This window comes from Stenotrophomonas sp. GD03958 (genome assembly GCF_029839005.1).
Taxonomy (GTDB): Bacteria; Pseudomonadota; Gammaproteobacteria; order Xanthomonadales; family Xanthomonadaceae; genus Stenotrophomonas; species Stenotrophomonas hibiscicola.
On the sequence record NZ_JAOBZT010000042.1, the window covers coordinates 25,803 to 38,216 of the forward strand.

11 protein-coding genes and 1 pseudogene are annotated in these 12,414 nt (G+C 62.1%); 9 read left to right on the forward strand and 3 right to left on the reverse strand.

Going from position 1 to position 12,414, the window contains the following annotated elements; all coding sequences use genetic code 11:
• Positions 1–40 precede the first annotated feature (40 nt).
• The 5 genes and pseudogenes from N5C25_RS13085 to N5C25_RS13105 all read left to right on the forward strand — a co-directional run bounded on the left by N5C25_RS13085 (position 41) and on the right by N5C25_RS13105 (position 4,385).
• Positions 41–254: pseudogene (locus N5C25_RS13085) on the forward strand (hypothetical protein).
• Positions 255–738: 484 nt separating this feature from the next.
• Positions 739–1,107, forward strand: a complete 369-nt coding sequence (locus N5C25_RS13090; protein ID WP_279937069.1) for a hypothetical protein — start codon at positions 739–741, stop codon at positions 1,105–1,107.
• 248 nt (positions 1,108–1,355) lie between these two features.
• Positions 1,356–2,354: a DNA cytosine methyltransferase gene (locus N5C25_RS13095; RefSeq protein WP_279937070.1), complete on the forward strand. Its 999-nt coding sequence runs from the start codon at positions 1,356–1,358 to the stop codon at positions 2,352–2,354.
• A 58-nt stretch (positions 2,355–2,412) separates the two neighbouring features.
• Positions 2,413–3,267: an FRG domain-containing protein gene (locus N5C25_RS13100; protein WP_279937071.1), complete on the forward strand. Its 855-nt coding sequence runs from the start codon at positions 2,413–2,415 to the stop codon at positions 3,265–3,267.
• Positions 3,264–4,385, forward strand: a complete 1,122-nt coding sequence (locus N5C25_RS13105; RefSeq protein WP_279937072.1) for a DUF262 domain-containing protein — start codon at positions 3,264–3,266, stop codon at positions 4,383–4,385. Before N5C25_RS13100 ends, N5C25_RS13105 begins: the two co-directional genes overlap by 4 nt.
• Positions 4,386–4,523: 138 nt before the next feature.
• Here N5C25_RS13105 and aceE read toward each other — a convergent pair whose 3' ends face one another.
• Complete coding sequence (aceE, locus tag N5C25_RS13110; RefSeq protein WP_012478970.1) at positions 4,524–7,211, reverse strand: pyruvate dehydrogenase (acetyl-transferring), homodimeric type; 2,688 nt, start codon at positions 7,209–7,211, stop codon at positions 4,524–4,526.
• Positions 7,212–7,777: 566 nt separating this feature from the next.
• Between aceE and N5C25_RS13115 the strand changes: the two genes are divergently transcribed.
• The 3 genes from N5C25_RS13115 (at position 7,778) to N5C25_RS13125 (ending at position 9,819) form a co-directional block, all read left to right on the forward strand.
• The gene (locus N5C25_RS13115; protein WP_058980926.1) at positions 7,778–8,338 is read left to right on the forward strand and encodes a PadR family transcriptional regulator; all 561 of its coding nucleotides are present in this window, start codon (positions 7,778–7,780) and stop codon (positions 8,336–8,338) included.
• A 60-nt stretch (positions 8,339–8,398) separates the two neighbouring features.
• On the forward strand, positions 8,399–9,196 hold the full coding sequence (locus N5C25_RS13120) for a siderophore-interacting protein (protein WP_058980927.1): 798 nt from the start codon (positions 8,399–8,401) through the stop codon (positions 9,194–9,196).
• 221 nt (positions 9,197–9,417) lie between these two features.
• Positions 9,418–9,819: a hypothetical protein gene (locus tag N5C25_RS13125; RefSeq protein ID WP_279937073.1), complete on the forward strand. Its 402-nt coding sequence runs from the start codon at positions 9,418–9,420 to the stop codon at positions 9,817–9,819.
• 175 nt (positions 9,820–9,994) lie between these two features.
• On the opposite strand, the gene N5C25_RS13130 is transcribed toward N5C25_RS13125, so the two are convergent.
• Positions 9,995–10,702 carry a YceI family protein gene (locus N5C25_RS13130; protein WP_005415047.1) on the reverse strand — a complete coding sequence of 236 codons (708 nt, stop codon included), beginning with the start codon at positions 10,700–10,702 and terminating at the stop codon, positions 9,995–9,997.
• Between the two features lie 86 nt (positions 10,703–10,788).
• Positions 10,789–11,379 (reverse strand): malonic semialdehyde reductase, encoded by a 591-nt coding sequence (locus tag N5C25_RS13135; RefSeq protein WP_279937074.1) that lies wholly within the window; start codon positions 11,377–11,379, stop codon positions 10,789–10,791.
• A 126-nt stretch (positions 11,380–11,505) separates the two neighbouring features.
• On the opposite strand from N5C25_RS13135, the gene N5C25_RS13140 reads away from it, so the two are divergent.
• The coding region (locus tag N5C25_RS13140) for a mitochondrial fission ELM1 family protein (protein WP_279937075.1) at positions 11,506–12,414 on the forward strand (909 nt) is incomplete at its 3' end.

Sequence of the window (12,414 nt, forward strand, 5' to 3'; positions counted from 1 at the left end):
AGCTCCAGACCATCCGCCCCTCCCCCACCGGAGGATGCCCATGACCAGAATCGACCCCGCATGGTTGGAAGCCTTCGACGAGGAGCTCCTCCACCTGTTCGCCATCGACCATCGCGGCTGGCATGGATGAGTACCTGCTGGGCTGCTACGCAGACCTTCCGCCACGCGACGCGGCGCTGGCATTCGGCAGCGACTACGACATGGTGCGCGATGTTGCGCTGTGGGCTCGGCCGTGCGTGGCGTCGGAAAGTTAAGCTGTGTCGCAATCGGCACACTTCGGATCGAAGCCCAGTGGGCGGACTGTCGCTTTTGAGACCCCGATCCTCTGCAAACCGTGCTTCTCAATGCGCATTCGGGCGATAACTTAACACCGGCCGAAACCACTGCACCGCAAGGGTTCTGCCACGCGCGGGCCATGCAACAATGCCGTAAGCGTCAGCATTTGCGGCCTCTGCGGCCTACGATTTCTTGGCATCTCGCAACCATGCGAGTACACCTTGGCGTGCCACCGGAAAAGGGTGGCGCGGGACTCGAAAACCCGTGTTTATGCCAGCTGTATGCGCTTGCCAGCCGACGTCACCTTTTATGTGGCGTCGGCTGGCAATCCGTTCGCGTTCCATGGCGGGCGGTGCGTGGGGGTCTTCGGACCCGCCGGTCTGGCATTTACCGGTTTTCGAGCCCGCACCGTCCGCCACCTTTATTGGTGGCGCTGCTATCTGTCCTGTACGGAGCATTGCCATGAACACATCGGACTTCCGTTCCCTGCACGCGCAGTACGATCCGGACAACGCCGAAACCGAACGCGAGCCGTCCGTCGATCCCAACGCCTTCGTCGCCACGCTGCGCCGCATCGGATCTGGTGCGGCTGCGGATGGCCAACCTTGGCCGGAACGGCATCAACTGCCTGGGCGGTGTCTTCAGCTGGCTGATGCGGATTGCGCGCTGGCGGGGCTGCGTGTGGTGGCGGAACTGATGTTGGCTGCGGAGCGGACTCGGCAGAACGGTGCGCCCGAGGAGTACCTGGGGGATCGGGTAATGGAAGGGTTGAAGTTGGCTTGTGTGGCGTTGACTGCGCAAGTGGCTGAGCGGTTGCAGGTACACAAGTAGAACTCAAAGCTGGGTCGGGTGAGACGCGAGACCACGCAACGCCACGTGAGGCCTCATGGCATTGCAGACCTCCTCTCGACGGGTCAACATAGGCAAGTGAGGCCGCAGCTCAGAAGGGGGCGTCTTGCACGGTGTTAGCCAGAGCGAACAGAGGGCACCCGTGCAGAGGGGCTGTTTCGCCTTTTGTGGCAAAATTAGTGAATGATGGGTCGCGTTGGCGACGACCTCTACGACCCTGCAGGGACGCCATGAATATTCATCCTCAAAAAAATTACTCAGCTGTATCATTCTTCGCGGGCTGCGGAGGACTTGATCTAGGATTTCTGGGCGGGTTCGAGTATCGCGGGGAAAATTATGAAAGAAGTCGCATTAATATTATAAAAGCCTACGACTTTAACGCACGCGCAGTTGAAACCTATCGCGCCAATATAGGCCCAGACGCAGAAGTCTCGGATCTTGGAAAGGCAAAGGCAATGACAATGCCGAAAGCCGACATCCTAATTGGAGGATTTCCTTGCCAAGAGTTTTCCTTGTGCGGGCCACGAAAGGGCCTTCAGTCAGATCGCGGGAAGCTCTATAAATCTATGGTCAGGTATGCCAAAGCACACCACCCAAAGATAATTGTAGCGGAAAATGTAGCTAACCTCCTTTACATAAATGGAGGATGGGACTTTTCCGTGATAAAAAAGGAATTTTCACGCGCCGGATATCGCTGCATCGAGTGGAGCGTAAATGCCGCTGATTACGGAGTACCACAAAGCAGAAATCGCGTATTCGTTATCCTTGTACGAAATGATATTAAGAGCAACCCTCAGCGCCCCAGCGAAACCCACATGAATTGTTGGCGGACGACCGAGTGGGCCATTTCGGATCTTGAAAAAGTCAATGATGAGTCTATCCCAAATCAGTCGCAGTACTTCAAGGCCGCAGTAGCGTCCGGCGGCCATGGCCAGGGCGATGAAATTTCTAAGCGAGACAGTCCTAGCTACACCATCAGGGCGAACGCTAAATCGCGCATACAATTTCACTACTCACTACCAAGGCGATTAACCGTTCGCGAATGTGCTCGGATTCAGACTTTTCCTGACTCCTTTAGATTTCCATATGCAGCCACTGAATCAGTAATGCAAATTGGGAATGCCGTCCCCCCTGTTCTGGCAAATGCAGTAATGCGCTCAGTACTGGAATTCCTTGATTCACTCCCCCAATCCATCATGTCGAGCAAATCAACTGCAGCGCAGAGCTAATCATATAGCCCTACGCGAGAAAGCGGATTGACAATATCCAGATCAAGTAGAGGAAAGGATGCCAGAACCCCGACAGATAAAGGTGACGAGTCTTTCGGCCTTCACCAAGGAAATCGAAAAGCTTCTGGAAGCCATGCAGAAAGCCTGCGGTGATGCGGTGCAGCCTGCCAACTGGTATAGAGGCCATAGCCGAGCGAGTGCATATCCGCTGAAGCCCGGCCTATATCGACATCCAGGAGGCCTAAGTTTTGATGAACTTTATGAACTTGAAGATCGAATGCTTGCCTCTTTCAAGCGCCAGGCGATCCTGCACAACTTTGGTGGGGCGAACAATCCGGATCCAATGACGCAGCTGTTTTATATGCAGCACTACGGCGTACCAACTCGTTTGCTGGACTGGACGATCAACCCCTACATTGCTCTCTATTTTGCACTGAGCGGCGCTGTTCCTGATAAAACCGGCAACTACGACGATGATGCCGCCGTATGGGTCCTGGATCCCTATCGGTGGAACGAATGGGCAATGCAGGGGCTGGGATGGGCTGTCGAGCGAGGCCCAGCGGAAATGGACCACAAAGACGTCACCAGCTTCCACCCCAAAAGCTCTCCGGCCAAAAAGGGAGATACGCCGTACCCTTGGCCTGTAGCAATTGTCGGTGCTGCGAACACTCAGCGGATGTTTGCTCAAAGGGGATCATTTACAGTTTTCGGGACCGACATACGTCCTATGGAAGAAATTCATCAGGACAAAGGGGTTCCTAAGGACTGCCTGGTTATGCTGCGTATACCTGCGATATCAATTGACTCTCTACTTCGAACGCTAATTTCACTCGGATACACAGACTCAATGGCGTACCCTGACCTACAGGGCCTAGCTATGGAGATCAGACGCTTGAATGGGTTCCGCGTATGAGCACCGTCCCAAAGAAAACGTTCATCGTCAGCCAGCACGAGCCGGTTAGCCTGTGGGGCTGGCTTCAGGAGCTTCGTGCGGATCGATTGGACTTGTCCCCAACCTTCCAAAGGCGAGGAAGGCTTTGGTCGCGATTTAAGCGCGCGCACCTCATTGATTCTGTGATTAATGGATTTGATATCCCAAAGCTCTATGTGGCGGATTTCACATTAGCGCCTTCGGCACTAAACGAGAAGAAAAAACCGTACGCCGTAGTCGACGGCAGGCAGCGACTCGAAGCCTTCTTTGAATTCTTCAACGACGGACTCCCCCTCAATAAATCAGCGGTATTTGAACAACAGCCCTCACTGAAGATTGGAGGTCTGACGTACTCGCAGCTTAAAGAAATTGCCCCACATCTGGCTGAAAAGATTGAAGATTTTGAGCCAGTAGTTATGAGCATTGTGACAGACGACGATGCAAAGATTGCTGAAATGTTTGTCCGCCTCAATAGTGGCGAAGCGGCGAACAGTGCAGAGCGAAGAAATGCTCAGCCAGGGCCGGTCCCCGACTTAGTGCGGGAGCTTACCGCGCATCCATTTCTTTCCAACAGGATTAAATTTAGTACCGCGAGAATGGCAGAGTTCAACCTCGCTGCCAAGCTGCTAATGATCGAGCATCGCAAGGGCTTCGTCGACACCAAAGCAGCCAACCTTGACCGCTTTGTGCTTAATGTCGCGGAGGAAAGCGGAGCTATGAAGGTGGGCGATCTTACTTCAGATCAAGAGGGCGCGATTGCCGCGCTTGATGGATCCATGGCCAGATGCGTTAACGTCCTGGAAGACATGGCCACAATATTCGAACCTAGAGACAGGCTACTTAACGCTGCCGGCCACATCCCAGTTTATTACTGGGTCATTAGAAATTATCCCGAAGCAAGTGATAATTTCCGAGACTTTCTTGAGGAGTTCACGAATGCGGTGGATGAATCCCGGGAAGCATCAAGGTCCGGCATAGGCCGAGTGGATGATGAACTTCTCGTTTACTACACTTTCGGGCGAACCACTAATGATCAGAACAGCCTAAAAGGCCGTTACAGGATACTTACTGATCGCATGAAGAGAAAAAAACTAATCTAGCAGTGACACCCGCTGGATCTCGAACACCTTGCAAGAGACTATTTTTTTCTACCGAAATTCTCTCCAGAATATTTTTACCCAGCAGCAAAAAAAGGGCGGCCAGTGGCCGCCCTTTCGATTCATGCCCGAAGGACTACATCAAACCCCGACAGGATTAGCCTTCTCCGGATCAATCTTGTACTGCTTGATCGCCCGGGCCACATCCTTCGCGGTCATCTTCCCTTCCTTCGCCAGCGCCGCAATCGCGGCATGCGCGATGTAGTAGCGATCCACCTCAAAGAACCGGCGCAGGTTCGCACGCGTATCCGAACGGCCAAACCCATCGGTACCCAGCACGGTGTACGACATCGGCACGAACGCGCGGATCTGGTCCGCATACGCACGCACGTAGTCGGTGGCGGCAATCGCTGGACCCTGGCGGCCTTCCAGCAGCTCGGTCACGTAGGCCTTGCGCTGCTCACCTTCCGGATGCAGGCGGTTGGCACGTTCCACGTCGAAACCATCGCGACGCAGTTCGTTGAAGCTCGGGCAGCTCCAGATGTCGGCGGTCACGCCGAAGTCCTTGTCCAGCAGCTCGGCCGCGGCAATGGCTTCGCGCAGGATGGTGCCCGAACCCAGCAGCTGCACGCGCAGCTCGCCCTTCTTCGGCTTGCCGGCGTCGGTCAGCAGGTACATGCCCTTGACGATGCCCTCGGCCGCGCCTTCCGGCATTTCCGGGTGGGTGTAGTTCTCGTTCATCAGGGTGACGTAGTAGTACTCGTCCACCTGGTCTTCCATCATGCGCTTGGTGCCGTGCTGCAGGATCACCGTCACTTCGAAGCCGAAGGTCGGGTCGTAGCTGCGCACGTTCGGGATGCCACCGGCCACCAGATGGCTGAAGCCATCCTCGTGCTGCAGGCCTTCACCGTTCAGCGTGGTGCGGCCGGCAGTGCCACCCAGCAGGAAGCCGCGGGTACGCATGTCCGCTGCCTGCCAGGCGATGTCGCCCACGCGCTGGAAGCCGAACATCGAGTAGTAGATGTAGAACGGCAGCATCGGCACGTTGCTGACCGAGTAGCTGGTACCAGCGGCCATCCACGAGCTGATCGCACCCGGCTCGCTGATGCCCTGCTGCAGCACCTGGCCGCTCTGGTCTTCGCGGTAGAACATGAGCTGGTCGGCGTCCACCGGCTTGTACTTCTGGCCGAACGGCGCGTAGATGCCGATCTGGCGGAACAGGCCTTCCATGCCGAAGGTACGGGCTTCGTCGGCCACGATCGGCACGATGTGCGGGCCCAGTTCCTTGTCACGCAGGGTGATGTTCAGGCTCTGCACGAAGGCCATGGTGGTGGAGTAGCTGCGCTCGCCGCTGCTCTTCAGCAGGCGCTCGTAGGCTTCCAGCTTCGGCGCCACGAAGGTCTTGTCGGCCTTGCGGCGGCGCTGCGGCAGGTAACCGCCCAGCGCGGCACGGCGTTCCTGCAGGTACTGCACTTCCGGCGAATCCGGGCCCGGGTGGTAGAACGGCACCTGGCCGTCGGCCAGCTGCGCGTCGGTCACCGGAATGTTGAAGCGGTCGCGGAAGTGGCGCACCGCTTCGTCGTCCAGCTTCTTGGTCTGGTGGGTCGGGTTCAGTGCCTCACCGGCGCTGCCCATGCCGTAACCCTTCACGGTCTTGGCCAGGATGACGGTCGGCATGCCCTTGGTGTTCACGGCCTGGTGGTAGGCGGCGTACACCTTGTGCGGGTCGTGGCCACCACGGTTCAGGCGCCAGATGTCGTCGTCGGAAAGGCCGGCGACCATCGCAGCGGTTTCCGGGTACTTGCCGAAGAAATGCTCGCGGGTGTACGCGCCGCCGAAGGCCTTGCAGTTCTGGTATTCGCCGTCGACGGTTTCCATCATCAGCTTCTTCAGGACGCCATTGGTGTCCTTGGCCAGCAGGGCATCCCAGTAACCGCCCCACAGCAGCTTGATCACGTTCCAGCCGCCGCCACGGAACACGCCTTCCAGTTCCTGGATGATCTTGCCGTTGCCGCGCACCGGGCCGTCCAGGCGCTGCAGGTTGCAGTTCACCACGAAGATCAGGTTGTCCAGGCCTTCACGGCCGGCCAGGGCGATGGCACCCAGGGTTTCCGGCTCGTCGCTCTCGCCGTCGCCGATGAAGCACCACACCTTGCGGTCGGACTTCTCGATCAGGCCACGGTTTTCCAGGTAGCGCATGAACTGCGCCTGGTAGATGGCGGCCAGCGGGCCCAGGCCCATCGACACGGTCGGGGTCTGCCAGTAGTCCGGCATCAGCCACGGGTGCGGGTACGAGGACAGGCCACCGCCGTCCACTTCCATGCGGAACTTGTCCAACTGCTCTTCGCTGATGCGGCCTTCCAGGAAGGAACGCGCGTAGATGCCCGGGGCGCTGTGGCCCTGGATGAACAGCAGGTCGCCCGGGTGGTTTTCGCTCGGGGCGCGCCAGAAGTGGTTGAAGCCCACGTCGTACAGGGTGGCGCCGGAGGCGAACGAGGCGATGTGGCCGCCCAGGTCACCCGGCTTGCGGTTGGCGCGGACCACGGTGGCCATCGCGTTCCAGCGGATGATCGAACGGATGCGCCATTCCAGCTCGGCGTTGCCCGGGCTCTTGGCCTCGAACTGCGGCTCGATGGTGTTGACGTATTCGGTGGTGGGAGAGAACGGCAGGTAGGCGCCCGAACGACGGGTCAGTTCCACCATGCCTTCCAGCAGCTGATGCGCGCGCTCGGAGCCCTCGACATCAATAACGGCCTTCAACGACTCGATCCACTCCTGGGTTTCCACAGGATTCGGGTCGTTGTTCAGCACCTCGTTCAACCAGTTCATTAGCGCTCCCATAACCGCACGCACGCGCGCGACTGTTGTATAGATTTCTAGACCGCAAAGTGTAGCGCACCAAGGGCTTTCGTCACTTGGCTACGCAGGCGTATGGATGCAGGCGGCCAGTGTCCGCAAGGCCTGTCCCGCCCTGTCCAGCAGCAGGACAGGCCCCTGTTTCCGGCCGCTACGGCCTCTTGCGGCCGGTGCCCCGCTGTCGCATCAGGCCCGCTGCGTCCATGCGCAGGACGCAGTGTTACTGCTGCCGATGACGCTTCTGGGGCAGGTTTGGTGTCGGGGTCGGCCGCTTCCGGCGCCGGGCACTGAACCAGCGGCAACATGCCGCATCCGGCACTGGAAGTGCGCCGCTGGCGGCCGCAGGGTAGAGACCGAGTGCTGGCCCCAAGGCCCCGCTCCCTTCCACAGTTGCTGCCGGGGCGCCCTGCGAAGGGCGCCCCGTTTCTACGCGCGCCGCCCGCCGTGGCCCAAAACAGACCCGCTTGTGGCCGGATCGGGTGTTGTCGCTTTCGACATATCGATATATCGTTTGCACACTCGTTTACCGATATATCGAAATGAGCCGAAGCCCCTCTCCCAGAGCCCGTTCCATCGATTCGGCAGTACCGCGCCGCAACGGCCAGCCGCGCGTACTCAGCCGCGGCGACCTGCGCCTGCTGGTGCTGGCCCTGATCGGCGAGCAGCCACGCCATGGCTACGAGCTGATGCAGCTGATCAGCAACCAGTTCATGCAGGCCTACACGCCCAGCGCCGGCACCATGTACCCACTGCTGGCCAGCTTCGAGCAGGCCGGCTGGATCGAGGCCGAGGAAGTGGACGGCAAGCGGATCTTCCGCATCACCGCCGCCGGCGAGTTCGAGCTGAAGGTGCAGCGCACCCAGGTGCGGCTGGCGCAGCGACGCGCCTTCGACCGTGCCCGCGAGATCACCAAGGCCTCGCTGCCGGCGCCGTTGGCGGGCGCCCTGCACGAGTTCAAGCGGGCGCTGGTGCACCACCACGGACGCTGGGCCGAGGGCGAGGCGGACGAAGTGGCGGCGCTGCTGACGCGGGCCTCGGCCCTGCTCAACCGTACCGCCGGCAGCGAGAGCCAACCCTTTTCAACGACCCAGCCGGACTGACTCCAGCCAGGTCTCCCCCATGCCGCGCGCCCCAGCGCGACACCTTTACAGGTACCCCCCATGACTGAACACAACAACACGCGCCTGCGCCTGGATGTGCGCTTCCGTGAACTGACCGTGCTGCGCACTGAAGAGGTCACCCCGCACATGCGCCGCATCGTGCTGGGTGGCGCAGAGCTGGCCGGTTTCGATTCGCCCGGCGCCGACGACCACATCAAGCTGTTCTTCCCCAACGCTGCGGGCGAGATGGTGCTGCCGGTGCTGACCGCCGAAGGCCGCAGCTACCCGGACGGCAAGGAGCCTTCGCCGTCGCGTGACTACACCCCGCGCTGGTGGGATCACGAAAACGGCGAGCTGGCCATCGACTTCGTGCTGCACGACCAGGGCGTGGCCGGGCCGTGGGCCGAGCGCGCACAGCCCGGCGACACGCTGGTGATCGGCGGTCCGCGCGGCTCGTTCGTGGTGGCCGACAGCTACGACGCCTACGTGCTGATCGGCGACGAGACCGCACTGCCGGCCATCGCCCGATGGCTGGACGTGCTGCCGGACGGTGCCGAGGTGCAGGCCTTCATTGAAGTGCGCGACGAAGCCGAACGCCAGGACCTGCCGCAGTACGAGAACGTGCGCATCCACTGGCTGGAGCGCAACGGCTTCCCGGCGGCCAGCAGCACGCTGCTGGAAGACATGCTGACCGACTTCGAGGCCCCGGACGGTGATGTCTTCTACTGGATCGCCACCGAATCGCGCCGCGCACGGATGATGCGCAAGTTCATCGAAGGCCACCTGGGCGTGCCGCGCGACTGGATTCGTTCCACCGGCTACTGGAAGGCCCACCCGGACGAAACCGACGGCGATTGACCGGGCGGCCGGCGGGTTGCGCACCGTTGCCCGCATGCCCATGACCATGTAGAGCCGAGCCCACGCTCGGCTGCTCTCCGCTCCGCCATCGGAAACCCTCGCGCTGCGCGCGATGAGCCGAGCGTGGGCTCGGCTCTACAGGTGTTCCGCCGCCCGGTTCAACGCATCAGCCGCCAAGCAATGCGACAATCGCGCTCCTTTCCTGCAGCAACGAGGCCCACATGGCCAAACTGACCCTGGCCAGCGTGGATGCGCTGCGTGCCCGCTTCGCTGATGACGCTGCCTGCGATGCGGCCCTGGCCGCCTTCGCCGATACCGCTGCACTGCGCACGCCGCTGCGCGAGCTGGTGGAAGCACAGCACCGCTACCTGCAGGCCGAGTTCGAAGTGGCGCAGGTGGCCGATGTGCTGCGCCGCGACCAGAAGTACGCGCCGGTGGGCCGCCCGTCGGTGCACATCGTGCAGCTGCGCAAGCAGCAGGCCGCGACCAAGCAAGCCGCGCTGATCGCACGCCAGGTGGTGGCGCAGGTGGCGCAGACCTTCGTGCGCGTGAGCGGGATGACGGTGAAGGCCAAGCAGAGCCCGAGCGAAGCGTGTGTGGCATGGTTGGGCGCGTTGCGCTGAGGGATCGTGCGGACCAACGGTCCGCACCCACCAGATGCCGGTTGGCACCTACCGGGTAGTGCCGGCCGCTGGCCGGCAACCCCATCGGCATCGGGCACCTCGCATGCAGAGCCCAAAAAGAAGGCCCGCTTTTCAGCGGGCCTTCTGCCTTCTCACGACGAGTGAGTGGGGTGCATCAAGCCGCCGGCTTTTCGCCGGTGGCTTCGGTGGTGATGCGGATCTTCACTTCATCGCTGACGTTCGGGGCGTAGGCGCCGACGCCGAAATCGCTGCGCTTCAGGGTGGTGGTGGCATCGAAGCCGGCGGCCGGAACCTTGGCCATCGGGTGCTCGCCGCCGCCGTTGACAGTGACGTCCAGGGTGACCGGCTTGGTGATGCCCTTGATGGTCAGGTCGCCGGTGACGGTCAGCTTGTTGGTGCCGGCCGCTTCCACCTTGGTGCTCTTGAAGGTGGCATCGGCGAACTTGGCGGCGTCGAAGAAGTCGGCGCTCTTCAGGTGCTCGTCGAACTTGGCGGTGAAGCTGTTAAGGCCGCTCAGCGGCAGCTTCACTTCCACGGTGGACTTGGTCACGTCTTCGGCGTTGTACACCAGGGTGCCTTCGACGTTGCCGAAGTGCGCGCTCGGGTTGGAGAAGCCGAAGTGGCTCCACTGCGCCAGCACGTCGGTGTGGCTCGGGTCCAGCTTGTAGGTGCCCGAGGCGATCTTGATCGCTTCGGCAGCCGGCGCGGCAGCAGCGGCATCGGCAGCCGGGGTGGCAGCCTGCTCGGTGGTGGCCGGGGCGGCGGCATCGGCAGCCGGGGCAGCGGTGTCGGCCGGCTTGGAGCAGGCGGCGATGGCCAGGGTCAGGGCCAGCGGCAGCAGCAGTTTACGGGTGGCGCTCATCTGAGGAACTCTCCGGATCGTAGGGTGGGTACACGGTGCAGCAATGGCCCGCCGCGGAACAGCGGGCCCGAAACCGATACAGCGACTTACGCGATGCGCGCCGCTTCGTCGAACGACAGGCGCGGCAGGCGCGGGAACAGGCCCGCCGGATCACCGTAACCCAGGTTGACCAGGAAATTCGACTTGATGGCGGTGCCGGCGAAGAAGGCTTCGTCGACCTTGGCCGGGTCGAAGCCGGACATCGGGCCGGCATCCAGTCCCAGCGCGCGCGCAGCCAGGATCAGGTAGGCACCCTGCAGGCTGCCGTTGCGGATGGCGGCTTCGTGGCGGCCTTCCTGCGGGCCGTCGAACCAGGCCTTGGCATCGGTGTGCGGGAACAGGTACGGCAGCTTCTCGTGGAAGTCCAGGTCGAAACCGATGATGACGGTGACCGGCGCGGCCATGGTCTTGGCCAGGTTGCCTTCGGACAGCGCCGGGGCCAGCTTGTCCTTGGCCTCCTTCGAGGTGACGAAGACGAAGCGCGCCGGCGTGGTGTTGGCCGCGGTGGGGCCCCACTTCACCAAGTCGTACAGTTCCTTCAGCAGGCTCTCGGGGACCGGCTTGTCGAGGAAGGCGTTCTGGGTGCGGGCCGTACGGAACAGCTGATCAAGGGCGGCGGCGTCGAGCGCGTGGGACATCGGTGGATCTCCAGGGCGGCGAAAGGAAGTCAGTGCCCGCGGGCGGCGCGGGGCGAAACGACGAGCCGCAGTGTAGAGTGTCGCGACTGTTGCAACACCCAGCAGGGCTGAAACGAATTAATGCCAATGGTGAAACGATCGAGCGCGCCATGGACGGTCACCGACGGCCGTGCGGGCAATGTCCGCCAGGCGGTCGCGCTGGCCTCGGCACTGCGCCAGGGCACCCACCGACCGCTGCTCCTGCAACCGCGCGCACCCTGGCGCTGGCTGTCGCCGCGGCGCCTGCCCGGCGATGTGAATGGCTATGGCGAGGCCTTCGCGACACTGGCTGCCGAGGCCCCGGCGCTGGCGATCGGCTGTGGCCGCCAGGCCGCCGGTGCCCTGCGCGTGCTGCGCGCACGCGGCAGCCAGGTGGTGCAGATCCTCGACCCGCGCATCAGCGCCCGCCATTGGGACGTGGTGGTGGTGCCCGAACACGATGCCCTGCGTGGCAGCAACGTGCTCACCCTGCTCGGCAGCCTCAACCCGGTGGACGACGACTGGCTGGCCTGGGGCCGCGCCGCGTTCGCCGGCTTCAGTACCCTGCCTGGCCCGCGCACGGCGCTGCTGGTGGGCGGGCCGACGCCGCTGGCACCGTGGGACGAGAACGCAATGGTCGGCGTATTCCAGGCGCTGGCCGAGCAGATCCGCAATGAAGGCGGCAGCCTGCTGGCAACCACCTCGCGACGCACGCCGCCGGCCCTGGCCGAGATCCTGCGCGCGAAGTTCGCCAACCTGCCGCACGTGATCTGGGGCGATGGTGGCGACGGTACCAATCCTTATGGCGGCCTGCTCGGCTGGGCCAACCGCGTGGTGGTCTCGCCCGATTCGGTGAACCTGCTCTCTGAAGCCTGCGCCACGCGCATGCCGGTGATGGTGGCGCTGGCCAAGACCGCGCAGGGCCGGCTGGCCCGCTTCCAGCAGCAGCTGCGCGAACGCGGGCGCTTGCAGCCGCACTGGCTGGACTGGCAGTACGACCGCATCGAGCCACTGCGC

Excerpts from the sequence above, each read along its gene's own strand:
- N5C25_RS13115 (WP_058980926.1), top strand. The coding sequence starts at position 7,778 with ATGAGCCGAAGCCCCTCTCCCAGAGCCCGTTCCATCGATTCGGCAGTA.
- N5C25_RS13105 (WP_279937072.1), top strand. The coding sequence starts at position 3,264 with ATGAGCACCGTCCCAAAGAAAACGTTCATCGTCAGCCAGCACGAGCCG.
- N5C25_RS13130 (WP_005415047.1), bottom strand. The coding sequence starts at position 10,702 with ATGAGCGCCACCCGTAAACTGCTGCTGCCGCTGGCCCTGACCCTGGCC.
- N5C25_RS13120 (WP_058980927.1), top strand. The coding sequence starts at position 8,399 with ATGACTGAACACAACAACACGCGCCTGCGCCTGGATGTGCGCTTCCGT.
- N5C25_RS13125 (WP_279937073.1), top strand. The coding sequence starts at position 9,418 with ATGGCCAAACTGACCCTGGCCAGCGTGGATGCGCTGCGTGCCCGCTTC.
- N5C25_RS13090 (WP_279937069.1), top strand. The coding sequence starts at position 739 with ATGAACACATCGGACTTCCGTTCCCTGCACGCGCAGTACGATCCGGAC.
- aceE (WP_012478970.1), bottom strand. The coding sequence starts at position 7,211 with ATGAACTGGTTGAACGAGGTGCTGAACAACGACCCGAATCCTGTGGAA.
- N5C25_RS13135 (WP_279937074.1), bottom strand. The coding sequence starts at position 11,379 with ATGTCCCACGCGCTCGACGCCGCCGCCCTTGATCAGCTGTTCCGTACG.
- N5C25_RS13100 (WP_279937071.1), top strand. The coding sequence starts at position 2,413 with ATGCCAGAACCCCGACAGATAAAGGTGACGAGTCTTTCGGCCTTCACC.
- N5C25_RS13095 (WP_279937070.1), top strand. The coding sequence starts at position 1,356 with ATGAATATTCATCCTCAAAAAAATTACTCAGCTGTATCATTCTTCGCG.